This is a genomic window from Sphaerisporangium sp. NPDC049457, assembly GCF_055586705.1.
Map to the genome: position 1 here is coordinate 20,116 of NZ_JBVJHR010000007.1, position 23,882 is coordinate 43,997.

A 23,882-nucleotide genomic window follows, 5' to 3' on the forward strand; every position below is an offset into this window, starting at 1 on the left:
GGGCGTCCGGAACCGCGTGCGCGTCTCCCGGCGACAGAGGTGGAGCGCATCCGTGACGCGGTCTTCGCATTGCGGCAAAAAAGCGAAAAATCATGCTATATCACCTCCAGTCGCGCAGGCGTCCATGCGACGGTGCAGGTGGAGGTGGTTGTGATGACCACGATGCCGAAAGCGTTCGCGCGGGTCGCGAAGAAACACGGCGTACCGGAGAGCGTCCTGCTCGCCGTTTCCTACATGGAGTCGCGCTGGGACTGCAACGACGGCAGGCCCAGCACGGCCGCCGGCTTCGGCCCCATGCACCTCACCGACGGAGCCGGGCTGAGCCGGACGCGGCACCACCACATCGACGGTGAGGAGGACCCGCGCGGCGACGACTCCCGCCCCGCGCCGCGTCCCGCCGGGCCGGCCGGGCGGCGAGACGGCCTGCCCGGGTCCCTGCACACCCTGGAGCGCGCCGCCGAGTTGACCGGTGAGAGCCTCAGGCGCCTGCGCGAGGACCCCGCGGCCAATATCGACGGCGGCGCGGCGCTGCTCGCCCACTACCAGCGGGCCCTCGGCGCACCGCCGAGCGCCGACCCCGCCGACTGGTACGGCGCGGTGGCGCGCTACTCGGGCGCCGCGGCCGAGGAGATCGCGGCCGACTTCGCCGACGAGGTGTACGAGGTCATCCGCGAGGGCGCCACCCGGATCACCGACACCGGCGCGGAGGTGACACTGCCGCCCTCTCCGCAGGTGCGCCCGTCCCGCGCGTGGCTGGCACGGCTGAACCTGCCGCACCTGGAGCGCGCCGACACCGTGGAGTGCCCCGAATCGGTCTCCTGCGAGTGGATCCCGGCGCCCTACCAGAGGGTGCCGGCGGACACCTACGGCAACCACGACATCGCCGACCGTCCCTCCAGCCAGACGATCCAGTACATCGTCATCCACGACACCGAAGAGGTGTACGACACGACGGTCGACCTCGTACAGAACCCGGCGCGCAAGGCGAGCTGGCACTACACGCTGCGCTCACACGACGGGCACCTCGCCCAGCACGTGCGCACCAAGGACGTGGCCTGGCACGCCGGCAACTGGTACGTCAACACCAAGGCGATCGGCCTGGAGCACGAGGGTTTCCTCGCCGCCGGCGGCGCCTGGTACACCGAGGCGATGTACCGCACGTCCGCCAAGCTCGTGCGCTACCTGGCCGATCGGTTCGGCGTCCCGCTGGACCGCGCCCACATCGTCGGCCATGACAACGTGCCCGGCCTGCTGCCGGACAAGGTGGCGGGGATGCACGAGGACCCGGGTCCGTACTGGGACTGGGCGCATCTGTTCGACCTGATGGGCGCTCCCTTGCGCCCGGACGGCGACCCCGGCACGGCCACGGTCATGATCCTGCCGGACTACGCCCGCAACCGTCCGCGTTACGACGGCTGCGACGAGGTTCACCCCGCCTCGCCCTGCCCGCCGCACGGATCGGCCTCGGTGTGGCTGCACACCGAGCCGCGCGAGGAGTCGCCCCTGGTGAAGGACATCGGCAAGCACCCGGCGGGCGAGTCGACCTTCAGCGTCTATGATCACGCCGCCCGCGCGGTCACCGGCCAGCGCTACGTCGTCGCCGGGCGGCGGGGCGACTGGACGGCCATCTGGTACCTGGGTCAGAAGGCGTGGTTCCTCAACCCGGGGTCCGGCCCCGTGGCCGTGCCCAGCCGCACCCTGATCGCGACGCCCCGGCCCGGTCTCGCGTCGGTTCCCGTGTACGGCCGCGCGTACCCGGAGCCGGCCGCGTACCCGGCGGACGTGCCGGCGCAGCCGCTGGTGCCGCTGCAGTACACCTTCCCCGCCGGACAGTCGTACACGGTCGGCATGACCACGACCGGCGAGTTCTACAAGGCGAACACCTTCGACAGCACGCTGCATCGCGTGGTCCGCGGCGCCGATGAGTACCACCAGATCCAGTTCGGCCACCGCTTCATGTTCGTCAGGAGCGAGGACGTGGTGGTGACCGAGACCTGAGCGTCCGGCCGTACGGCGTCGCGCGTGCCGTAGGCGGCATATGGCCATAGATGGGGCTTATATCGGGTATCGCAGGGATTGGCTTCCTTTGTCATGTTTCGCTGCTCAGGATGGTAGGCGTAACTCACTTTGGGAGATGCGGTCATGCCTATCGGAACAAGCAGCGGCTTCCCTCCGACCGTGGACACCGTGGACGTGCACGCCCATGTCTGGCTGCCCGAGGTCCACGCGATCGCCGAGGGCCGCGCCGGGTGCACCGCCTACGAGGCGCTCCAGCGCAGGCGGTGGGGAGCGGCCTCGGCCGAGGTCAGCGCGCGCCGCTTCGACGAGTGGCGGGAACGGCTGACCGACCCCGGCGCCCGCATCGCGACGATGACGGCGGCGGGCGTCGACGCCCAGGTCGTCTCGGTGGCGCCACACCTCTACCATCCGTGGGCCGGACCCTGCCTGGCCTGGGACATCGCGCAGGCGACCAACGAGGGCGTCGCGGCGCACTGCGCCACCCGCCCCAAGCGGCTGTGCGGCCTCGGCGTCGCGCCCCTGCGGCATCCCGAGGTCGCCGTCGCGGCGCTGGAGGACGCCGTCCACCGCTGCGGCCTGCGCGGCGTCGAGATCACCTCGCACGTCGCCGACCCGGAGGGCGGGCCGCCGACCGAGCTGTCGGACCCGCGGCTGGACCGGCTGTGGCGGCGCGCCGAGGAACTCGACGCGGTGATCTTCCTCCACCCGTGGGGATGTTCGCTCGACGACCGCCTGGACCGCTGGTACCTGTCCAACAGCGTGGGGCAGCCCATCGAGCACGCCATCGCCCTCTCCCACCTGATATTCGCCGGCGTGCTCGACCGCTTCCCCGCGCTGCGCCTGCTGGCCGCCCACGGCGGCGGGTACCTGCCGGCCTTCGCCGGGCGCGTCGACCACGCCTGGCTCGTCCGGCCCGAGGCCAGGTCGTGCAGGCACCTGCCGAGCAGCTACCTGCGCCGCCTGTACTACGACTCCCTCGTCCACACCCCCGACGCGCTGCTCGCGCTGATCCGCACGGCCGGCGTCGGCCGGGTCGTCCTCGGGTCGGACTACCCGTTCGACATGGGCGTCGAGGACCCCGTACGGCGGCTGCACGAGGCCGTGCCCGACCCGGTCGCGGCGGCGGCGATCAAGGGCGGGAACGCCGCCGACCTGCGCCTGCTGCCCGCGGCCCGCGCCCTCGGATAGCGCCCACCGGCCCGCCGCGCGCCTCGCGGGGGCGCGTAGGGTGCTGACGTGGGCACGGAGCGGCCGAGGACGTCCCTGGAGGCGCAGTCCGCGCACCTGCACGGCCTGGACACCGTGCACCTTCAGGCGCTGCACGCCCTGCTGGCCGAGCGCACGGTCACCGGGGCGGCGCTCCGGCTGGGACGCACCCAGCCCACCCTGTCGGCCGCGCTGGCCCGGCTGCGCCGCCACTTCCGCGACGAGCTGCTCACCAGGGTGGGCAACCACTACGAGCTGACGCCCTTCGCCCAGCAGCTGCGCCCGCTCGCCGCCGTCGCCGTCGCCGCGGTGGAGCGGGTGTTCTCGGCCCAGGCGGGATTCGACCCCGCCCGGTCGGGCCGCACCTTCACCATCGTGTCCTCCGACTACGGGGTCGGGGTCGCGGGGGAGCACCTGGTCGGGGCGGTGGAGCGCTCGGCGCCGCACGCCCGCGTCCGCTTCGAGCCGGTGACCCCCGAGGCGTTCGCCAGGAACCCCGACTTCTACCGCACCGTCGACGGCGTGTTCATGCCGCAGGGCTACATCGAGCTGCCGCGGCGGATGGACCTCTTCCAGGACCGCTGGGTCTGCGTCGTCGCCGAGGACAACCCGGCCGTCGGAGACCGGCTGACGATGGCCCACCTGGAGGCCCTGCCATGGGTCACGACGTTCCAGGACCCGATGGGCAGGGCCGCCCCGTGGCGCCAGATGGAGCTGCTCGGGATGCGGCTCAACGTGATCGCGGTCGTCGACTCCTTCCTGGCCGTCCCCTGGCTGATCCGGCGCACGCGCGCCCTCGCCCTCATGCAGGAGAGGCTGGCCGCCGGGATGGCCGGGGCGCTGGGCGTGCGCGTGCTGGACGTTCCGTTCGAGGCCGTCCCGCTGGTCGAGGCGTTCTGGTGGCACCCCATGCACGACGCCGACCCCGGGCACGACTGGCTGCGCCGCCGCCTGGCCGAGCTGCGTACCGGCTTCGGCTGACCACCACGGCCGGGCGCGCCGATCAGCCAGAGGAGGCCCCGGTCAGGCGGAGGGGGCGGCGGTGGGCGCCGGCCGGCCGCCGGGGGCGCCGGCGAAGGCGTCCCTGAGCCGCTCGGCGGCGGCGGGCCCGGCGCCGAGACGGTCCAGGCCGAGCAGCGCGGCCCCCGCGATGGGCGGCAGCGCGGCCACCACCAGCACCGCCCGGGGCGCCCGCGCGGCGTACCGCTCCTCCACCAGTGACATCAGCAGGGGATCGCCCGCGGTGAGCACGCCGCCGCCGAGCACCACCTCGCAGGGGTCGTCCAGCATGCCGAGGCGGCGCATCGCCGCCACGCCCATCACGGCCACCTCGTCGGCCTGGCGCTCCACCACGCCCCGCGCGACGGCGTCCCCGCCGGCCGCGGCGGCCAGCAGCTCGGGCACCAGCCCCAGGAGCCGGTCGCCTCTCAGCTCGCCGAAGTGCAGGGCGATGGTGACCTCCTCGGCCGTCCGCACGCCGAAGAACCGCCGGATGACATCGAGCAGGACGGTGCCCGGGCCCCGGCCGTCCTCGGCGCGCACGGAGTGCCACAGCACCTCCTCGCCCAGCCCGAGGCCCCCGCCCCAGTCGCCGCTGATCCTGCCGAGGGCCGGATAGCGGGCCACCTGTCCGGTTGGGGAGACCGCGACCGCGTTGATCCCGGCGCCGCAGACCACCGCGACGCCCCACGGCCGGGAGGTCCCGGCGCGCAGCAGCGCGAAGGTGTCGTTGCCCACGACGGCCTCCCGCCCGTACCCGCGGGACAGGATCTCCTCGCGGAGCAGCTCCTCCTCGACGGGCAGGTCGGCTCCGGCCACGTACGCCGCCACCAGGTCGGCGTACGGCGGACCGGCCTGCGGGCCGAGCGCCAGGCGCGCGCTCTGGCCGAGGACGTCGATCGCGGCCGGCACGCCCGCGCTCTGCGGGACGAACGCCCCGCCCCGCCCGGTGGCCAGCACCGTGCCGTCCTCCGCCACCAGGGCGACGTCGGTCTTGCTGTTGCCGCCGTCCACCGCGAGCACGGTCCTCACGCGGGCACCGCCCCGTCGCCCGCCCAGGGCAGGAAGGCGCGGTTGGCGGCGACCAGCCGCCCGGCCAGCTCCGCCGACAGCGACGCCTGCCCGACCAGCGGGTGGGCCAGCAGCGCGTCGGTGACCCGGTCCACGCCGCCGTGCAGGGCGGCGTCCAGGGCCAGCGCCTCGTAGGCGGTGACGTGCGCGATCAGCCCGGCGTACAGCGGCTCGACCGGGGCGACCGGCAGGGCCGCGGCGCCCGCGGCGCCGACGCGCGCCGGCACCTCGATGACCGCGTCGTCGGGCAGGAACGGAAGCGTGCCGTCGTTGCGCAGGTTGACCACCTGCACGTCGCCCCGGTCGCCGGCCAGCGAGGCGATCAGCGCCACCGCGGCCTCCGAGTAGAACGCCCCGCCGCGCGCGCCCAGCAGCTCGGGCTTGGTGTCCACGGCCGGGTCGGCGTACATCCGCAGCAGCGACTCCTCCAGGGCGGCGACCTCGGCGGCCCGCGAGGGCTTGCCGAGCTGCTCGGCCACGACGGCGTCGTGCTCGTAGAAGTAGCGCAGGTAGTACGACGGCACGACGCCGAGCCTGCGGATCAGCGGCGCGGGCAGGCCGATGTCGGCGGCGATCTCCTCGCCGTGCTCGGCCAGCAGCCGGGGCAGGACGTCGCGCCCGTCCACGTGGACGGACCGTTCCCACGTCAGGTGGTTGAGTCCGACGTGGCCGAGCGAGACGCGCTCGGGGGCGACGCCGAGGTGGGCGGCGAAGCGCCGCTGGAAGCCGATGGCCACGTTGCACAGGCCGATGGCCCGGTGCCCGGCCTGGAGCAGGGCGCGGGTGACGATGCCGACGGGGTTGGTGAAGTCCACGATCCACGCGTCCGGCGCCACCTTGGCGACGCGCTCGGCGATGTCCAGCACCACAGGGACGGTGCGCAGCGCCTTGGCCAGCCCGCCGGCCCCGGTGGTCTCCTGCCCGACGCAGCCGCAGGCGGCCGGCAGCGTCTCGTCCACGTCGCGGGCGGCCTGCCCGCCGACCCGCAGCTGCAGCAGCACCGCCTGTGCCCCGGCCGCGCCCTCGTCGACGGTCGCGGCCGTGGACACGACGGCCGGGTGGCCTGCCCGGCGCAGCATGCGCGACGCCATCGCCGACACCAGCGCCAGGCGCCGCTCGTCTGGGTCGATCAGCACGATCTCCGACACCGGCAGCTCGTCGCGCAGACGGGCGAATCCGTCGATCAGCTCGGGCGTGTAGGTCGAGCCGCCCCCGACAACGGCCAGTTTCATCACTTGACTCCCGTCAGCTTGACGCCCTCGATGAAGGCCTTCTGGGCGAAGAAGAACACGACGATCACCGGTGCCATGGCCAGCAGGGTGGCGGCCATGGTGAGGTTCCACTGGGTGTGGTGCACGGCCTTGAACGATGCCAGGCCCAGCGACAGCGTCCAGTTGCCGGGTTCGGTCCCGGCGTAGAGCAGCGGACCGTAGTAGTCGTTCCAGCAGTAGAAGAACTGGAACAGCGCCACCGCGGCGATCGCCGGCCGCGCCATGGGCAGGATGACCCGCACCAGCGTGCGGAACTCCCCGCACCCGTCCACCCGGGCCGCGTCGGAGTACTCCCGGGGGATGGTCACCAGGAACTGCCGCAGCAGGAAGATCGAGAACGCGTCGCCGAGCAGCATCGGGAGGATGAGCGGCCACAGCGTCCCGGTGAGGTGGAACCGCGCCCACAGGATGTAGATCGGCACCGCCACGACCTGCGGCGGCAGCATCATGGTGGTGATGACCAGCAGGAACGCCAGCCTTCGCCCGGGAAAGCGCAGCCGCGCCAGCGCGTAGGCCACCGGGATCGACGACAGGAGCATGAACGCGGTGGCGAGCCCCGCGTACAGCAGCGTGTTGGCGATCCAGGTGAGCAGCGGCGCCCGCCGGAAGATGTCGGCGAAGTTGCCCCACTCCCACCGCTCGGGCCACAGCTCGGAGGTGAGCGCCTGGTGGTCGGTCATGACCGCGGTCAGCGCGATGAACACCAGGGGGCCGACGAACATGATCGCCAGGGCGATGGCGATCGCGTGGGTGGCGATCCACCCGAGGGCGGCGCGCCGGCGGTGACCGCGCGGGGTGCGCGGGCGGACGCGGCGGGCGGCCGGGGCCGGCGCGGCGGTGAGGGTCATGACTCCTCCTCGACGCCGCGGAACTGGCGCAGCAGGAACAGGGTGAACACCATGGACACCGCGAAGAGGATGAGCGCCAGTACGCACGCGTAGCCCATGGCGAAGTCGCGGAACCCCTGGTGGAACAGCCACTCGGGGAAGGTGAGGGTGGACTGGTCGGGGTAGCCGGGCACGAAGACCGATCCGGCGGAGTCGGTGCCCCCGGAGGCCACCCGGGCCGCCACCATCGCCTGGGTGAAGTACTGAAGCGTCTGGATGACGCCGGTGATCGCGGCGAACATCAGCACCGGGCGGATCACCGGCAGCGTGACGCGGAAGAACTGCTGCCAGGCGCCGGCGCCGTCCAGCGACGCGGCCTCGTACAGCTGCTTGGGCACGTCCAGCAGCGCCGCCAGGAAGATGACCATCAGGTCGCCGACCGACCACAGCGCCAGCAGCGTCAGGCCGGGCTTGGCCCACGCCGGGTCCCCGAACCAGTCGGGGGAGGGCAGGCCCACCGCCGACAGCAGCGCCGGCACCGGCCCGCTGGCCGGGTTGAGCAGGTACACGAAACCCAGCGTCCCGGCCACCAGCGGCACCAGCGACGGCAGGTAGAACACCGTGCGGAACAGGCCCGCCCCCGCCTTCAGCCGGGTGATCAGCTGGGCGACGCCCAGGCCGAACAGCACCCGCAGCGGCACCATCACCGCCACCAGCCACAGCGTGTTCCTGATGGCCGTCCAGGCGGCCTGGTCCTGCAGGAAGTACCGGTAGTTCAGCAGCCCCACCGGCTCCAGGCTGAACAGGTCGTAGCGCTGGAAGGAGAAGTAGACCGTCGCCAGCAGCGGGTAGGCGAAGAACACGCCGAAGCCGACGAGCCAGGGGGACAGGTACAGCAGGGCCACCACGCCCGGACGGTGCCGGAACGCCCGTGCCCGGCCGGGCGCCGCGTCCCCGCGGCGCCCGAGCGTCGTCGTCGCCATCGGTCAGCCGCCCGCGGTGAGCTTCAGCTTGTCGTCGATCTTCTTGTCGACGTCGGCCAGCAGCGCGTCCAGGTCGGAGGCGCGGCCGGACTCCCACTTGATCTGGGCCTCCTGCAGCGTCTGCTGGTTGAACGCCGAGTTGACGTGCGCGGGCAGGGTGCTGCTCGCGGGGTGGGCGAAGATGTCGAGGAACGTCTGGAAGTTCGGGTCCTTGTCCAGCGTGGGCGACTGCAGCGCCGGCAGCGTGCTGGGCACGTTGCGCAGGGCGTTGGACAGGGTGACCAGGGCGTCGGTGTCGGTGGTCAGATGGCGCACCAGCTCCCAGGCGGCCTGCGGGTTCTTCGCGCCCCGCGGGATGCCGATGACGGTGCCGGCGATGAAGCCGCCGCCGTACAGGTCGGGCCGGTCGTCGGCGACCGGGAGCGGGGCGGTGCCGTAGTCCAGGTCCGGCGCGTCGGCGGCGATCATGGCGTTGCGCCATTCGCCGTCGATCGCCATGGCGACCTTGCCCTTCATGAACGGGTTGTCGGCCGACCACTCGTCGCCGAAGCTCTTGCGGAACTTCTCCAGCTTGTCGTAGCCGAACCAGTCGCCCAGGTCCTTCTGCCAGGTCATGAGCCGCTTCCACGCCGCGTCGCCGCCGATCGCCGACGTGCCGTCCGGGTTGGTCCACTTCGCGCCGACCATCGTCCCGGTGTGGATCGGGGCGTTCTCGTACATCTGGCTGGTCGGCACGAACCCGGCGACCTTGATCTCGCCCTTGGCGTTGCGCACGGTGAGCTTCTTGGTCAGCGCGGCCAGCTCCGAGAGGTTCTTCGGGGGCTGCTCGCCCTTCATGAGCTTCTTGTTGTAGTACAGGCCGTAGGTGTCGGCCAGCATGGGCATCACGCACCGCCGGCCCTTGTACCGGGTGTACTCGGCGATCACCTTGGGGAACAGCGACTCGTCCACCTTGCTCGCCGCCATGTACGGCCCGAGGTCCTGGAAGATCCCCGTCTTGCAGAACGTCGCCACGCTGTCGGTGGTGAACGACAGCGCCACGTCCGGCGGGTTGCCGCCGCGCGCCGCCTGGATGATCTGGTCGTCCTGGACGGCCTTGGTGGTCTTGACGGTGATCCAGGGGTACTTCGCCCTGAACCCCGCCAGGGCGTCGTCGAACGCCTTGAGCTCGTTGTCGGCGACGAATCCGTGCCACATCGTGACGGTGACCGGGGTGCGGTCGGGCGTGGTCCCGGCCTGCGGCTTCGCGGGCGCGTTCTCGGTGCCGGCCGTGCAGGCGGCCGCGGCGAGCAGGGCCAGGGCCGCCGCCGCGAGCTTGTGACGTGATCTCACAGGGGTGCCTCCCAGGGGCTGGACGATCAGGAGGGGGGAGCGGGGAGGAGGGGAGCGGGGGAGCGGACGGGCCGGGGCGGGCGGCGCCGGACGGTCCGCGGGTGTGGATGCGGTGGGCGAACGGCGGTCGATGAACAGGGGCCGGTGAACGGCGGCCGGTGAACAGGGAGGAGGGGACGGGACGGGGGAAGGGCGGTGGTCAGGCCGGGCCGGCGGCCCGCGCGGAGACGGTCGAGCCGAAGACCTCCTCGCGCGTGACGGACAGGGCGAGGCCGAGGGCGCCTGTGAGCACGGGGGAGCCCTCGACGGCCGACAGCCGCACCGGAGGGCGGGGCAGGGTGAGCGCGTGCAGTTCCTCCTCCACCAGCGCGGAGAGCACCTCGCCGCCGGCCAGCAGCATGCCGCCGGTCAGCACCACGATCTCGGGGTCGGCCACCGCGACGATCGGCGCGAGCCCCACGGCCAGCCGCGCCGCCAGCTCGCGCAGCGCCCGGCAGGCCCGCTCGCCCCGCTCGCCCTCGCGCGCGGCGTCCCGGACGGCGGCGCGCACGGCGCGGGACGGGTCGCCGCCGCGCAGGCCGTGCGAGCGCAGCATGCGCAGCACGGCGGGGCCGCCCGCCAGGGCCTGGAAGCCGTGGTCGCCCCGCTTGCCGGTCTGCTTGGCGGTCGGCGCTCCGGCGATCGGCATGTACCCGACCTCGCCCGCGCCGCCGGTCGCGCCCCGGTGCAGCCGGCCGCCGAGCACCAGTGCGGCTCCTATGCCCTCGTCGGCCCACAGCAGCACGAAGTCGGCGTGGCCGCGGGCGACGCCGTGGGACCGCTCGGTCAGGGCGACCAGGTTGACGTCGTTCTCGACGCCGACCGGCACGCCGAGGCCCTCGCGAAGGGTGCCCACCAGGTCGGGGATGTGCCAGCCGGGGATGTGGGCGGCGTACCCGAGGCGGGCGGTGGCGGGGTCGACCGCTCCCTGGATGCCGATCACCACCCGGTGCAGGTCGTCGACGGCGATGCCGGCCCGCAGGCAGGCGCCCTCGACGGCGGCCCGCACCTTGGCCACGACGTCGCCGCCGCTGCGGCCCGGGGTGGGGTGGACGTGTTCGGCGAGCACCGCGCCGGTGATGTCGGCCACCGAGGCGGCGACGCGCGCCCGGGTGACGTCCAGCGCGGCGACGTGCGCGGCGGCCGGGTTGATGCGGTACAGCTCGGCCGTGCGGCCGGGCAGGCCCTCGCGCACCCCGTCCAGCACGACGAGGCCGGCGCTGCGCAGGCGGGTGAGCAGCTGGGAGGCGGTCGGCTTGGACAGGCCCGTGAGGGCGCCCAGCTCGGGCCGGGTCAGCGGCCCGCGCTCCAGCATGACCCGCAGCGCGGCGCGGTCGTTGATCTCCCGCAGCAGTTGGGGCCGTCCCGGTCGCGCGTCCGCGTTCGTGCTGGTCACCGGATTCCTCCCCTCGGCAGGCCGTCGCGGCATCCCGTGTGGGAGTCGGTCCGCGTGCTGGAGTTAGGAAACCTTCCTAACTACAAGGGAGAAGGTACAACCGGCGCGCCGAGCGCGGTCAAGGGGCGCTACCAAGCTGTGACAAGGAGGTTCGCGGCGGCGAGGCGGCCGGAAAGCGAGAACGCCGCCTCGGAGGGCGGCGCGGGCATGAAGCGACCGGTGGCCGGTCTGCTATTCTGGGCCCTTGTCCTCATATTCACCATAAAGCGCATAAAGGCCCGGAGTTTCACATTACCACCAATAATAATGAAGCAGGGGCTTCCCGTCAAATAGAGCTCGCGAAGGAGCAGGAATACGTCACCGCGCTTTACGAGCGGCTCGACGTGCTGCGCGCGCGCACCCGCAAGCAGCTCGACGACGTGCTCGCGCAGGGCGGCGGCGGCACCCACCAGAACCGCTCAGAACGCGATTCCTTCGCCGGAATGTACGCCGAGCGGCTCGCCCGGCTGTGGGCCGTCGAGAACGGCCTGTGCTTCGGGCGCCTGGACCTGACCGAGGAAGGGCACCTCTATATCGGCCGGCTCGGCCTTTCCGACGACGACCAGGCCCGCCTGCTCATCGACTGGCGCGCCCCCGTCGCCCAGCCGTTCTACCGCGCCACGCCCACGGCCCCCATGGGCGTCACCCGCAGACGCCACCTGCAGACCAAGGGCCGGCGGGTGATCGGCGTCGACGACGACCTGCTCGACCTCGACCGGCTGAGCGAGGCCGATCGCGCCACCTTGAACGGCGAGGCCGCCCTGCTGGCCGCGCTGGGCGAGAAGCGCACCGGGCGCATGCGCGACATCGTCGCCACCATCCAGGCCGAGCAGGACCGCGTCATCCGCAGCGACCTCAACGGCGTCCTGGTCGTCCAGGGCGGCCCCGGCACCGGCAAGACGGTCGTGGCCCTGCACCGGGCCGCCTACCTGCTCTACACCCACCGCGAGCGGCTGGCGCGCAGGGGAGTGCTCATCGTCGGCCCGAACCTCACCTTCCTGCGCTACATCGAGCAGGTGCTCCCCTCGCTCGGCGAGACCGACGTGCTGCTGTCCACCGTCGGAGAGCTGTACCCGGGCGTCACCGGCATCGCGCGCGAGCCGTCCCAGGCCGCCGCCGTCAAGGGATCGGCCCGCATGGCCGAGGTGGTGGCGCGGGCGCTGCGCGACCGCCAGCGCGTCCCCCGCAAGCCGGTCGACATCCCTCTCGGCAACTACACCCTGCGCCTGGACCAGCGCACCTGCGAGGCCGCCCAGAACCGTGCCACCCGCAGCCGCCGCCCGCACAACCAGGCCAGGGCGGTGTTCGTCCGGCACGTGCTGAACGTGCTCGCCAAGCAGGCCGCCAAGGCGCTCGGCCGCGGCATGCTGGAGGAGGACGAGCTCGCCGACCTGCGCGAGGACCTGCGCACCGAGCCGGCGGTCAAGGCCGCGCTCAACCGGCTGTGGCCCTACCTCACCCCCCAGCAGCTGCTCATCGGCCTGTTCTCCTCCCGCGAGCGCATGGCCTACGCGGGCCTCACCGAGGCCGAGCAGGACGTTTTGTACCGCGAGGTGCCGCGCGGCGGAGTCCGCTGGACCGAGGCCGACGTGCCGCTGCTGGACGAGGCCGCCGAACTGCTCGGCGACATCGACCCGCAGGTGCTGCGGGCCACCGCCATGCAGGCCGAGGAGGAGCTGGCCGCCGCCCGGCGCGCCGAGGAGGCCGAACGCGACGCCGAGCTCACCTACGCCCGCGAGGTGCTGGAACTGACCGGCATGTCCGACATGATCGACGCCGAGCGTCTCGCGGCGCGGCACCGGGGCGACGACAACTACCTGACCACCGCCGAGCGCGCCGCGGCCGACCGCACCTGGGCCTACGGGCACATCATCGTCGACGAGGCCCAGGAGCTTTCGCCGATGGCGTGGCGGATGCTCATGCGCCGCAGTCCCAACCGTTCCATGACCATCGTCGGGGACATCGCGCAGACGGGGTCGGCCGCCGGCGCCGCCTCCTGGGGGCAGGTGCTGGACCCCTACGCGCGCGGACGCTGGCGCGAGGAGACGCTGACCGTCAACTACCGCACCCCCGTCGAGCTGATGGCCGTGGCCGCGGACGTGCTCACGCTGGTCGGCCCCGGCCTGAAGGCCCCCGACTCGGTCCGCGAGACCGGGGTGCGGCCGTGGGCGAGGAAGATCCACGACACGCGCGAGCTCGGCCCGATCGTGAACGCCGAGATCGTGGAGGGCGGCCGGCTCGTCGTCATCGTCCCGGCCTCACGCGCCGAGGAGCTCGGCGAGGCCGTCACCTCGGCGGTGCCCGGAGCGGTCGCGGGCCCGGCGCCCAGTGCTCTGGAGGCCCCCGTCGTCGTCCTCACCGTGGCCGACGCCAAGGGCCTTGAGTTCGACGGGGTCCTCATCGTCGAGCCGGCCGAGATCCTGGCGGAATCCCCGCGCGGCCCCAGCGACCTCTACGTGGCCCTCACCCGAGCCACTCGCCGCCTCGGCATCCTCCACACCGGCGACCTCCCCCCCGTCCTCTCCCGCTGCGAAGAGCCCCCCATGCCCTGACCCCAGCCCACCCTTTTTTGTTTCCCCGCCACGCCCCGTGCTCGGGCGCGCCGGTGTCCTGACGAGGAGGGAGCGAGTGCGAGGAACGAGCGGTCGTGAATGACGAGGAAGGACGCCGGCTCAAGGGCGCCCGGGCACCGCGCGAGCGGAGCGAGCGCCATGAACACAGCGAGCGCCAAAAAACGCTGTAAGATTGATCTCCTTACCGACCCCATGGCCGCATTGACGGCACTCGCGTCTCCTGTCCTAGCTGCGAAAACTTGGTGTTTCCGCTGATCGGGACACGGTTGACATCTGAGCTGAGGTCGGTAGTTTGCTGGACAGTCCAGCACGGGACTACCGGTTGGCCGTCTTCAGACATCGTCGGATTCTGCGTCATGACGGAGCATGACTCCGTCTGCTCAGCCAGGCGCAGCGCTGGCGTTCCGTCGAGTCGGGGCACCCCAGCCGGATGGGGGGTTGGACCCGGGAGGGGCCTGGACACCCAGTAGACAACGGATTTCCGCGCTCGCCGCCGACGGGACGGGTCCGGTCCGAAGGGTCGTCCGGGCCCTCTTCCCGTCTCGTGCCAGAGCCGCAGCGTGGTTCCTGGGTTCCCGCCGGAACGGGGGGAGACCCAGGGATCACCATGCGTCGTCTTCCGCCGTCGTGCATGCCCGGCGGTTGGAGCCGGGTCCTCAGGGCGGTAGCGTTCGGTGGTTACCGAACAGCCCGAGGAGAAGACCGCCCCTGTGGCCCACTCCAGTGTGCAGGACATCGAGCAGGCCCCGGTGGAGTCCGGCGTGCCGCGGGCTCCGCGCGCCTTGTGGCGCCTCGGGGCAGGGGCGGCCGGCGGGCTGCTGCTCTTCCTGGCCTTTCCCCCTATTGACCTGTGGTTTCTCGCGCCGCTCGGCGTCGCGCTGCTGACTTTGGCGGTGTACGGCGCAGGGGTGCGCCGGGCGGCCGTGCTGGGGTACGTCGCGGGCGCGGTCTTCCTGCTGCCGGCGCTGGCCTGGGTGCGTCCCATCGGTGACGACGCCTGGCTGGCGCTGGTGGCCGTCGAGAGCCTGTTCTTCGCCGCGATGTCGGCCGGTGTGGCCCTGGTGACCAGGTTGCGGGCCTGGCCGCTGTGGGTGGCGGCCCTGTGGGTGGTCCAAGAGTGGGCCAGGGGTGCGTTCCCGCTCGGTGGGTTCCCGTGGGTGCGGGTGGCGTTCAGTCAGGGCGGGTCGGCGTTCACTCCGTACGCGGCTCTGGGCGGCGCTCCGCTTGTAACTTTCATGGTCGTCCTGTGCGGCGGGCTGCTCGCGTGGGTGCTCGCGAGGGCCGGTTCGGGGTGGGTGGCGCGGGCCGGTTCACGCGTCGTTTCCCGGGCGGCGGTGTGGGCGCTGGCGGGTGCGCTGGCGGTGCCGCTGCTCGGGTACGCGGTGCCGCGCCCCGGGGCGCAGACGGCGCGCACCGTGCGCGTCGGGGTGATCCAGGGCAATGTGCCCGGCACGGGCTTGGGGTTCCTGGGCGACGAACCCGCCGTTGTACTGCGCAATCACGCCGACAAGACCCACGAGCTGGCCCAGGCGGTGCGCGAGGGCAAGGTGGAGCGGCCCGACATCGTGGTGTGGCCGGAGAACTCCACTGACATCGATCCCTACCACAGCGCCTACGCCCGTTCGGTGATCGACGGCGCCGTGCGCGACATCGGGGTGCCCGTTCTGGTTGGCGCCGTGGCCCGCTCCGCCGACGGGCGGCACAGGTACACGCGCGGAGTCGTGTGGGATCCCGCCACCGGGCCGGGTGCTTACTATGACAAACGGAAACTCGTGCCGTTCGGCGAGTTCGTCCCGTACAAGGAGTTCTTGGAGAAGTTCATCAAGCGTGTCGAGCTGGTCGGCCTGCAGTCGTTGCCCGGCGACCGCGAGGGCGATCTGAAGATGGGGTCGGTGACGGTGGGCGCGGTCGAGTGCTACGAGGTCGCCTTCGACGGCGTCGTCCGCGGCACCGTGCGCACCGGCGCGAGCCCTCTGGTCGTGCAGACCAACAACGCGACCTACGCGCTGACGAACCTGCCGCCGCAGCAGCTCGCCATGTCCCGGTTGCGCGCCGTGGAGCACGACCGTGCGGTGATCACCGCCGCCACGACCGGCGTCTCGGCCTATGTCGACCCCGATGGGGAGGTGCGCTGGAGCACCGCCGAGCGGGTGGCCGACATGGCGGTGGTGACCGTGCCGGTCCGCACGGGCGAGACGATCGCGACCCGTGTGGGAGCGGCGCCGGAGTGGGCGCTGGCGCTCATCGGGGCCGGAGCCCTGGCCGTCGCCGCCCTCCGGCGGCGTCCGACGCCAGAACACGACAGTTCCGACGAAGAGGATGGGTGATGGAGGAGCGGATTCTCGGGCGGGTACTGGTCATCGTGCCGACGTACAACGAGCGCGAGAACCTCCCCATGATCACTGGACGGCTGCGCGCGGCGGTGCCGGACGCCCACCTGCTGATCGCCGACGACAACAGCCCCGACGGCACCGGCGAGATCGCCGACCGGCTCGCCGCGGAGGACGACCACGTCCACGTGCTGCACCGTCCGGGCAAGCAGGGCCTCGGCGCCGCCTACATCGCCGGGTTCCGCTGGGGACTGGCCGAAGGGTTCGACGTGCTGGTCGAGATGGACGCCGACGGCTCCCACCAGCCCGAGGAACTGCCCCGGATGCTGGACGCGCTGGCCGAGGGAGCCGATCTGGTCATCGGGTCCCGCTACGTCCCCGGAGGCGAGCTGGTCAACTGGCCGGCCTCGCGCAAGGCCCTGTCGAAGGGGGCCAACACCTACGTCCGCGTCATGCTCGGGGTGCCGACGCACGACACCACGGCCGGGTTCCGCGCCTACCGCGCCTCGGCGCTGGAGAAGATCGCGCTGGACGAGGTGCAGTCCCAGGGATACTGCTTCCAGGTCGACCTGACGCTGCGCACCGTGCGGCAGGGCCTGCGGGTCGCCGAGGTGCCGATCACGTTCGTCGAGCGGACGGCCGGGGCCAGCAAGATGAGCCGCGCCGTCTTCGCCGAGGCCCTGTGGCTGGTCACCCTGTGGGGCCTGGCCTCCCTGCCCCGCCGCTTCAGAGGCACCCGCCGCCACCGCTGACGGCGCGCCGGCCGGATGGGCGGCGCGTAGGCTCGGGTCATGTCGGAAGTGATCATCGCGGCTCGCGGTGTCGAGGTGCGGTTGGGCGGCACCCCCGTGCTGCGGGACGCCGGCCTGGAGGCCGCCGCGGGGGAGATCGTCGCCGTGGTCGGGGAGAACGGCGCGGGCAAGTCGACGTTGCTGCGCTGCCTGGCCGGTCTGCACCCGCCGCTTCGCGGGCGGATCGACGTCCTGGGCGGGCCGCCGGTCGACGCCGCCCGCTTCTGGAAGCAGGTCGTCCTGGTCGGAGACGAGCCCGCCTGGTACCCGGGTCTGAGCGTCGCCGAGCATCTGGAGCTGACGCGCGTCGTCCACCGGGGGGGCCGGCTGACGGTGGAGGAAGGGCTGGAGACGTTCGGGTTGCGCGGTCGTGCCGACCAGTCCCCGCCGGCCCTGTCCACCGGCCAGCGGCAACGGCTGTCACTGGCGATGGCACTGCTCAGGCCGAGCCGCGTGCTGCTGCTCGACGAGCCCGAACGCGGGCTGGACGCGGCGTTCAGGGAACGCCTGGCCGCGCTCTTGAACGACTACGCCAGGGACGGCGGAACGGTGGTCATGGCGACGCACGACCTGCGGCTCGCGCTGGACACCCGGGCCCGCCTGATCACTTTGGCGGCCGCGCCGTGAACGCCGCGCGCGCCTACCTTCGTTCCCGCCGGGGACGGCCCATGACCTGGTCGGACCGTTACGCCGCGGTGTTCGGCCTGGCCCTCGCCGCCGCGGTTCTGGGCCAGCCCGTGGCCACGGTCCTCAGCGGGGTGGCGGCGCAGGCCGACGCCTCGCGGGTGGGCGCCGGGCTCGCGCTGGTCACCGCGGCCTACGCGGGGTACCTGGCGCTGGCCCGCACCCTGGGTCCGGTCGTGCTGCCCGCCGCCGACGCCGCCTGGCTGTTGCTCTCGCCGTTGCCGCGCCGTTCGGTGCTCGGCAGGACCGTGCTGGTCCTGCTCGCGGTCTCGGTGGGATGCGGGGCGGTCCTCGGCCTGGCCGTGCTCGGCACGCTCGGCGCCCCGGACGGCTTCGCCCTCCGCCTGACCTCGGCGCTGGTGCTGGGCGTCGGCGCTGGGGTGGGCGGTATGGCGATGGCGGTTCTGGCACAGGCCTCAGAAGCGTGGGACTCCTGGGCGCGGGCGGTGATCGCGGGCACCGTGCTGGTGGCCGTGCTGATGCTCGTGCTCGGCGGCGGACCCGGCCGGCAGGTCCTCACCGCCGCCGCCGGCGCGCCGGTCGCCCTGGCCGCGGCGGCGGCCGGCCTGGCCGCCGCCCTTGCCGCCGTGCTCATCCGCCGGGCATGGGGCGCGCTCGACCGCATCCCCGCCCGGAGGATCCTCGGCTCCTCGGCCAGAGGCGGGCGGGTGGTCTCGGCGGCGCTCACCATGGATCCTGGCGCGCTGACCTGGATCGCGGAGGACCACCACTGGCGTGCGCGAACGCTCCGCTCCCGGCCCTGGCCCGGCTTCACCGCCGTCAGGGGCGGATGGGGCGGCGCGTCGGCGCAGGCGTGGCAGGAGTGGCGGCGCGTCGGCAGACGCCCGGGACGGCTGGCGGTGCTGTCCGGCTCCACCGCACTGCCCGCCGTGGCCGCGCAGGCCGCCGGAGGCCTGTCCGCGCTGTCGGTCGGCTTCCTGCTGTGCGGTGCGCTGACGTCCGCCGTCGTGTGCACCTCAGGAGCGCGCCGCGACGGCGAGGATCCCCGCCTCGCCCGGCTGCTGGCCGTGGACGCCCTGGCCCTGCTGACGGCGCGTGCGCTGCTGCCCGCGCTGCTGGCCGCCGCCTGGTCGGGCCTCGCCTTGGCCGGCCTGGTGGCCGTCGGCGTCCTGCCCGGCGGTCCGTGGTTGCTGCTCGGGCCGGCGGCGGCGCCCGCCATGGCCGCGGCGGCGCTGCGGATGGCCTACCGGCGTCCGGTGGACCACTCGCTGCCGGTCGTCACGACGCCGGTGGGCCCGCTGCCGGCCGGGCCGGCGATCTGGGCGGTGACCGGGGTCGACCTCGCGGTGCTCGGCTGCCTTCCCACGCTGGCGGCGTTCACCGACCCGTCGGCGCCGTCGGCGCCGTACGTGATCACGCAGGCGCTGGCCGCCGGCGGCGTGCTCGCCGCCTTCCTGCTGCGCAAGGGCCGGAGCGGGCGCGGCGGGCTCCAGGCCTAGCTTCAGACCTCCGGGGGAGGGAACCCTCGGCGGGGTCCGGACGTTTCAAATTGGGAGGTGGTGTGAGGCCATGCTGCGTGTGCTGTTGTTCCTGTCTTTCCTCATCGTGCCGGTGCTGGAGATCTGGTTGCTCATCCAGGTCGGCCAGGTGATCGGCGGGTGGCAGACCGTCGGGCTGCTCATCTTGGACAGCCTGCTCGGCGCCTGGCTGGTGCGGCGAGAGGGCCGGCGCGCGTGGCGGGCGCTGCGGCAGGCCCTGGAGTCGGGCCGAATGCCCGACCGCGAGCTCGCCGACGGGGCGCTGATCGTCGCGGGCGGCACCCTGCTGCTGACTCCCGGCTTCGTCAGCGACGTGCTGGGCTTCGTGCTGATCCTGCCCTTCACCCGTCCTTTGGCGCGCCGCGTCCTGGGCTGGTTCCTCGGCCGCCGTGTGCGCGCCATGGCGTCGGCGTCGCCGTTCGGCGTGATCTTCTCCGGAGCCGGTCCCGGCGGGCCCGCGAGACGGCCGGGAGGCGTCCGCGTGGTCAACGGCGAGGTCATCGACGAGGACGAGCCGCCCCGCGGCGCCGCTCCCGGCCCGCGCCTCATCCAGGGCGCCGCCAGGCCCGCCGACGAAGGCTCCGACGGCCGCCTCCGCTGATCCCGGCGGGTCCGTCGCGCCGACCCGGGGAAGGCTGGGGTGACCCCACTCCCGGGCCGTCGCCCCCTACGGCGTGTCGACCCGCCGCCGGGGCCCTGCGACACTCCAGAGATCGAACCGCCGCCGGACGCGGGACGGCCGGCCGCACCTCCGACGATCGAGCACCCCGGGACCGGCGCGCCGCCGCGCGCGCCGCTGAGCACTCCTTCGCACCCGGCGTGTCCTGGGCCATCGCCGATGGCCGCGTCGGGGTGAGTCCGCCGGTCCGGCCGGTCGAGGCGGCGGGAACCGCCGGCTCACGCCGGCGTCCGAGGGAATGGAGTGAGGTTAATGACGACCGCCCTGGCCGAGCCCGACCTGATCATCCGCCCGTGTCTGCCCCCGTTCGGTGGCATCTTCGACCTGCCCGGCCGGGAGACCCCGGTCGCCACCCACATGCCGCACGCGCCCTTCGAGAACCTCGAGGAGCACCTGCACGAGCACCTTCCGCACCTGCACATCAGCTACGGGTTCGAGATCGCCCAGCACAAGATGGAGCAGCTTCCCGAGAGCACGCACCTCGAGGTCGTCATGGCCATCAAGAAGGAGCACCGGGTCGACTGCAACCCCATCTTCGTCAACCGCAAGAACGCCAGCGAGGGCGAGTGCCTGAAGATCGGCGGCGATGTAGTCCACTGGATCCACAGCGAGGACACCGCCCGCAAGGCGACCGAGCTGTTCGCCCGCACCGGCCGCAGGCTGCCCGACGACATGTACTTCTCCGGCTTTCTGACCAGCACTCCCGACGAGCGCGAGACCCGCGCCTACACCCGCGAGGAACTGTACGAGGCGATCGGCACGGGGCTGCTCGTCGAGCAGCACTTCCAGGCCACCTGGCTGGAGCCGCGCGAGGAGCCGATCGACCCCTACGACGTGATCATCTACCTCGGCAGCAGCGACACCAGGTACCACACCTTCTTCCGGCTGCCGGCGATCGTCCCGCTCGGCGCCTCCTGAGGCTCCCCGGACGCGTGTCACGGTCCGGCGCCGGCGTCGCGGCCCGGACGGTGACACGCCCACTGTTCTTCACCACCGACGACGGCACGGGAGTGATCGCCATCATGTCCGAGATCACGATGACGGGCGCGCTGATGGGAGTGCGAAGGGCCCAGGGCGGCGGCGCCACAGAGAAGATCGTCTACATCGACGTGGAGCAGCGGCCCGGCGGCGGCCCGGCGACGCCGAGCATGGTCAGCGTCCTGGAGCAGGACGGCAGGCGGATCGCCGGATACGTCCCCTGGATCAACTACTACGACATCGACGAGGCCGCCCGGCAGGAGCCGGGGGCGTGGACCACCGTCGAGCCGGCCGAACGCTACGACGCCCTGGTCGAGTGGCGCCCCTACGGCATGCGCGCCGGCGGGCGCGCCGCGTCCCTGGAACTGGCCGGGCTGCTGGCCGACCTCGCCCAGACCCCCGCCAAGCTGCGCCGCACCGCCGGCATGGTCGGCCAGGACACCGTGACCCGCCCCGGGCCGGGCGAGTGGACGATCACCGAGGTGGCGCTGCACATCATCGCCGCCGACTCGATCATGGCGCCGCGCGTTCTGCAGGTGCTCGCCCAGCCGGGGGTCACCCTCCCGGACATGGACGTGACCGAGGTGCAGCGCGTGCTGGGCCGGGCCAGGACGCCGCTTTCGGAGCGGCTGGCCGCCTTCGAGGCCCGCCGCAAGGAGTGGATCGCCGCGCTGGACCAGATGACCGCCGAGGAGCTGGAGTACGCCGGCGAGCACACCCGCGACGGCACGGTCACCATCCTCGACATCTGCCGAAGCATGTCCCTGCACGAGCTGGAGCACAAGAAGCAGATCGAGTCGATCGCCACCGCACTCGGCCACACCCTCGGCTGATGGCCCGGCACACCCGCGCCGGACTGGGCGGGCCCTACCGGGTGTTCCTGGCGGCCCAGTCGGTGTCCAACCTGGGCTCGGCGGTGTCGCTGGTCCTGATCCCCCTGCTGGTGCTGCGGCTCACCGGCTCCCCGCTGCACCTGGGGATCACGATGGCCGTGGAGTTCCTGCCCTATCCGCTGTTCGGGCTGGTCATCGGCGCCTACGTGGACCGGCTCTCCCGCCGCCAGGTCATGATCGCCGCGGACGCCGGGCGGGCGGCGCTCATCGCCTCCATCCCGGTGCTGGCGCACCTCGGGGCGTTGGAGGTCTGGTGGATCTACCTGACCGGGTTCGCCGTCTCGACGCTGACCATCGCGTTCAACGCCGCCGAGTTCGCGGTCATGCCGTCGCTGGTGGGCCACGACCGGCTCGACACGGCCAACGCCCGCCTGTCGGCCGCCTACTCGGCCGTGGGCGTCCTCGGCCCCGCGCTGGCCGGCGCGTCCCTGACGGTCATGCCGGCCGGCTCGGCGCTGCTGCTGGACGCCGCGTCGTTCGTCATCTCCGCCTGCTGCCTGGCGGGGCTGCGCCGCTCGCTGCCCGAGCGCGTCGCCGGCGGCCCGCGCGAGCCGGTCCGCACGGCCATCGCCGAAGGCGTCCGCTTCGTGTTCGGCCACCCGGTGCTGCGCGCGTGCGCGATCATGCTGGCGCTGACCAACCTGCTGGTGGGCGCGACGGCGGAGAAGCAGATCGTGACGCTGGCCAAGCAGCACTACCTGGCGGCCGACAGCGCCGTGAGCTGGCTGTTCGTCGCGGCGGGGGCGGGCACCGCGCTGTTCTCGCTGCTCAGCGACCGGCTGGGCCGGCGCCTGAGCGCCGGGCAGGCGATCTTGATCCCGTTCTTCGGCGGCGGGGTGTGCATGTTGTGCATCGGGATGGTGGAGTCCTACCCGGCGGTCGTGCTGCTGTGGGCGCTCGGGTCGGGCCTCGGCATGTTCTTCGTGGTCAACCTGCGCACGCTGCGGCAGCGGCTGGCGCCGGCGGGGATGCTGGCCCGGGTGGTCACCGTCAGCCAGGTGCTGTCGTGGACGCCCGTGCCGCTCGGAGCGGTGCTCGGCGGGTGGGTGACCGCCAGGGCCGGGGACGCCGCGCCGGTGTTCGCCGGGCTCGGCGTCATCCAGCTCGCGATCGCGGCCGCCTTCCTGGCCGGTCCGCTCCGCCGCGCGGGCGCCTACCTCGGCGCGGCGGACGGGCGTCCGCCCGCCACCGCGGCCGTGCCCGCCGCGCCCGTGCCGGCGGAGTCCGGCGTCTGACACCAGGGGTTCCGGACCGCCGGTCACGCCGGCGCAGGGGGAGACGATGGAGATCACCGAGTTCCGCGGCATCAGGATCGGCCTGGTCGACGCCGCAGAGGCCCTCGACGGCGGCTGGCGGGCCCACCGCGGCGACCTGGACGTGGTGCGGGTGCCCGACCCGCCCGTCGGCCACTGGCCGCTGCTGCGCGAGGCGGGGTTCTGTCCCAAGCCGTTCCTGGTCACCTGGGTCGCCGGCACGGGCGGCTGCGAGGAGGAGTTCCTCGCCCGCCTGTCGGCCAAGGAACGCCAGAACATCAGGACCGCGCGGCGGCGCGCCGCCGCCGAGGGCCTCGCCGTGCGCACCCAGCCGGCGGACGAACGGCTGCTGGAGGCGTTCCTGCCGCTGTACACCGGGCGCGTCGCCCGGATGCGGCACGGCTGGGCGGTGGCCGCCGAGCAGAAGGAAGCCCTCATGCGGGCCGCGGGGGAGCACTTCGCGGTGTGCGCCTATGACGGCGAGGAACTGGCCGGCTGCTGCCTGGCCTGGCAGCGGCCGCACCTGGACGCCGTCCAGCTGCGCTTCTCGGCGGTCGACCCGCGCCGCAGGGAGTCGAGCCTGGCCAGGGTGCTGTACCTGGCGGCGGCCCAGGTGGCCAGGGAGCGCGGCTTCGCGACGATCACCCTGGGAATGGACCCGAACATCTACGGCCACGTCGCCAAGCCGGGCCTGTTCGGGTTCAAGTGGCGCCTCGGCTTCACGGGCGTCCCGTCCCAGAGCGTCGACCCCGAGACCGGCGCCGACCACGCCGACCTGCTGGTCGACCTGGACCGGCTGTCCGACCCGTCGTTCTTCCTGGCCTACGCCGGTCCCCGTCCCGGCCCCGACCTGAGTCTTGAGGTGTTCAGCCGCGGCGGGGACGTCGACACCCGCCCGTTCGAGGCGCCCTTCGTCCACGGCCGGACGGTCCGTCTCGTCCCGGCGGAGATGGCCGCCGCCCGGTGACAACAAAGATGCCCCCGGCGCCGCCCGTGCGGGCGGCTCGGAGGCATCGGCCG

20 protein-coding genes are annotated in these 23,882 nt (G+C 73.1%); 14 read left to right on the forward strand and 6 right to left on the reverse strand.

The window, feature by feature from the left end; all coding sequences use genetic code 11:
• The first annotated feature begins 153 nt into the window (after window positions 1-153).
• The 3 genes from ACZ6QO_RS12520 to ACZ6QO_RS12530 all read left to right on the forward strand — a co-directional run bounded on the left by ACZ6QO_RS12520 (window position 154) and on the right by ACZ6QO_RS12530 (window position 4,206).
• Window positions 154-1,998, forward strand: coding sequence for an N-acetylmuramoyl-L-alanine amidase (locus ACZ6QO_RS12520; protein WP_465850198.1), 1,845 nt, complete (start codon window positions 154-156; stop codon window positions 1,996-1,998).
• Between the two features lie 144 nt (window positions 1,999-2,142).
• Window positions 2,143-3,207 (forward strand): amidohydrolase family protein, encoded by a 1,065-nt coding sequence (locus ACZ6QO_RS12525; protein ID WP_465850199.1) that lies wholly within the window; start codon window positions 2,143-2,145, stop codon window positions 3,205-3,207.
• A 48-nt stretch (window positions 3,208-3,255) separates the two neighbouring features.
• Window positions 3,256-4,206, forward strand: coding sequence for a LysR family transcriptional regulator (locus ACZ6QO_RS12530; protein ID WP_465850200.1), 951 nt, complete (start codon window positions 3,256-3,258; stop codon window positions 4,204-4,206).
• A 42-nt stretch (window positions 4,207-4,248) separates the two neighbouring features.
• On the opposite strand, the gene ACZ6QO_RS12535 is transcribed toward ACZ6QO_RS12530, so the two are convergent.
• From ACZ6QO_RS12535 to ACZ6QO_RS12560, 6 genes are all read right to left on the reverse strand, one after another.
• The gene (locus tag ACZ6QO_RS12535; protein WP_465850202.1) at window positions 4,249-5,256 is read right to left on the reverse strand and encodes an N-acetylglucosamine kinase; all 1,008 of its coding nucleotides are present in this window, start codon (window positions 5,254-5,256) and stop codon (window positions 4,249-4,251) included.
• Window positions 5,253-6,527 carry a family 4 glycosyl hydrolase gene (locus ACZ6QO_RS12540; RefSeq protein WP_465850203.1) on the reverse strand — a complete coding sequence of 425 codons (1,275 nt, stop codon included), beginning with the start codon at window positions 6,525-6,527 and terminating at the stop codon, window positions 5,253-5,255. The genes ACZ6QO_RS12535 and ACZ6QO_RS12540 overlap by 4 nt, the downstream gene beginning before the upstream one ends.
• A complete protein-coding gene (locus tag ACZ6QO_RS12545; protein WP_465850205.1) occupies window positions 6,527-7,414 on the reverse strand; it encodes a carbohydrate ABC transporter permease in 888 nt (295 codons plus the stop codon). The genes ACZ6QO_RS12540 and ACZ6QO_RS12545 overlap by 1 nt, the downstream gene beginning before the upstream one ends.
• A complete protein-coding gene (locus ACZ6QO_RS12550) occupies window positions 7,411-8,376 on the reverse strand; it encodes a carbohydrate ABC transporter permease (RefSeq protein WP_465850206.1) in 966 nt (321 codons plus the stop codon). Before ACZ6QO_RS12550 ends, ACZ6QO_RS12545 begins: the two co-directional genes overlap by 4 nt.
• A 3-nt stretch (window positions 8,377-8,379) precedes the next feature.
• Window positions 8,380-9,708 carry an extracellular solute-binding protein gene (locus ACZ6QO_RS12555; RefSeq protein ID WP_465850208.1) on the reverse strand — a complete coding sequence of 443 codons (1,329 nt, stop codon included), beginning with the start codon at window positions 9,706-9,708 and terminating at the stop codon, window positions 8,380-8,382.
• Window positions 9,709-9,907: 199 nt separating this feature from the next.
• Complete coding sequence (locus ACZ6QO_RS12560; protein WP_465850210.1) at window positions 9,908-11,143, reverse strand: ROK family transcriptional regulator; 1,236 nt, start codon at window positions 11,141-11,143, stop codon at window positions 9,908-9,910.
• Between the two features lie 54 nt (window positions 11,144-11,197).
• On the opposite strand from ACZ6QO_RS12560, the gene ACZ6QO_RS12565 reads away from it, so the two are divergent.
• The 11 genes from ACZ6QO_RS12565 to ACZ6QO_RS12615 all read left to right on the forward strand — a co-directional run bounded on the left by ACZ6QO_RS12565 (window position 11,198) and on the right by ACZ6QO_RS12615 (window position 23,829).
• The gene (locus ACZ6QO_RS12565; RefSeq protein WP_465850211.1) at window positions 11,198-11,476 is read left to right on the forward strand and encodes a hypothetical protein; all 279 of its coding nucleotides are present in this window, start codon (window positions 11,198-11,200) and stop codon (window positions 11,474-11,476) included.
• A 50-nt stretch (window positions 11,477-11,526) separates the two neighbouring features.
• A complete protein-coding gene (locus ACZ6QO_RS12570; RefSeq protein WP_465850212.1) occupies window positions 11,527-13,734 on the forward strand; it encodes a HelD family protein in 2,208 nt (735 codons plus the stop codon).
• Window positions 13,735-14,429: 695 nt separating this feature from the next.
• The gene (lnt, locus tag ACZ6QO_RS12575) at window positions 14,430-16,082 is read left to right on the forward strand and encodes an apolipoprotein N-acyltransferase (RefSeq protein ID WP_465850215.1); all 1,653 of its coding nucleotides are present in this window, start codon (window positions 14,430-14,432) and stop codon (window positions 16,080-16,082) included.
• Window positions 16,082-16,837 (forward strand): polyprenol monophosphomannose synthase, encoded by a 756-nt coding sequence (locus ACZ6QO_RS12580; RefSeq protein WP_465850217.1) that lies wholly within the window; start codon window positions 16,082-16,084, stop codon window positions 16,835-16,837. Before lnt ends, ACZ6QO_RS12580 begins: the two co-directional genes overlap by 1 nt.
• 39 nt (window positions 16,838-16,876) lie before the next feature.
• Window positions 16,877-17,503, forward strand: coding sequence for a heme ABC exporter ATP-binding protein CcmA (ccmA, locus tag ACZ6QO_RS12585; protein WP_465850219.1), 627 nt, complete (start codon window positions 16,877-16,879; stop codon window positions 17,501-17,503).
• A 41-nt stretch (window positions 17,504-17,544) separates the two neighbouring features.
• Window positions 17,545-19,020, forward strand: coding sequence for a DUF6297 family protein (locus ACZ6QO_RS12590; protein ID WP_465850220.1), 1,476 nt, complete (start codon window positions 17,545-17,547; stop codon window positions 19,018-19,020).
• 70 nt (window positions 19,021-19,090) lie between these two features.
• A complete protein-coding gene (locus ACZ6QO_RS12595) occupies window positions 19,091-19,660 on the forward strand; it encodes an FxsA family protein (RefSeq protein ID WP_465850222.1) in 570 nt (189 codons plus the stop codon).
• Window positions 19,661-19,990: 330 nt separating this feature from the next.
• Complete coding sequence (locus tag ACZ6QO_RS12600; protein WP_465850224.1) at window positions 19,991-20,656, forward strand: hypothetical protein; 666 nt, start codon at window positions 19,991-19,993, stop codon at window positions 20,654-20,656.
• Window positions 20,657-20,706: 50 nt separating this feature from the next.
• Window positions 20,707-21,549: a DinB family protein gene (locus ACZ6QO_RS12605; RefSeq protein WP_465850226.1), complete on the forward strand. Its 843-nt coding sequence runs from the start codon at window positions 20,707-20,709 to the stop codon at window positions 21,547-21,549.
• Window positions 21,549-22,844 carry an MFS transporter gene (locus ACZ6QO_RS12610; protein ID WP_465850228.1) on the forward strand — a complete coding sequence of 432 codons (1,296 nt, stop codon included), beginning with the start codon at window positions 21,549-21,551 and terminating at the stop codon, window positions 22,842-22,844. Before ACZ6QO_RS12605 ends, ACZ6QO_RS12610 begins: the two co-directional genes overlap by 1 nt.
• Before the next feature lie 46 nt (window positions 22,845-22,890).
• A complete protein-coding gene (locus ACZ6QO_RS12615; RefSeq protein WP_465850230.1) occupies window positions 22,891-23,829 on the forward strand; it encodes a GNAT family N-acetyltransferase in 939 nt (312 codons plus the stop codon).
• Window positions 23,830-23,882 lie beyond the last annotated feature (53 nt).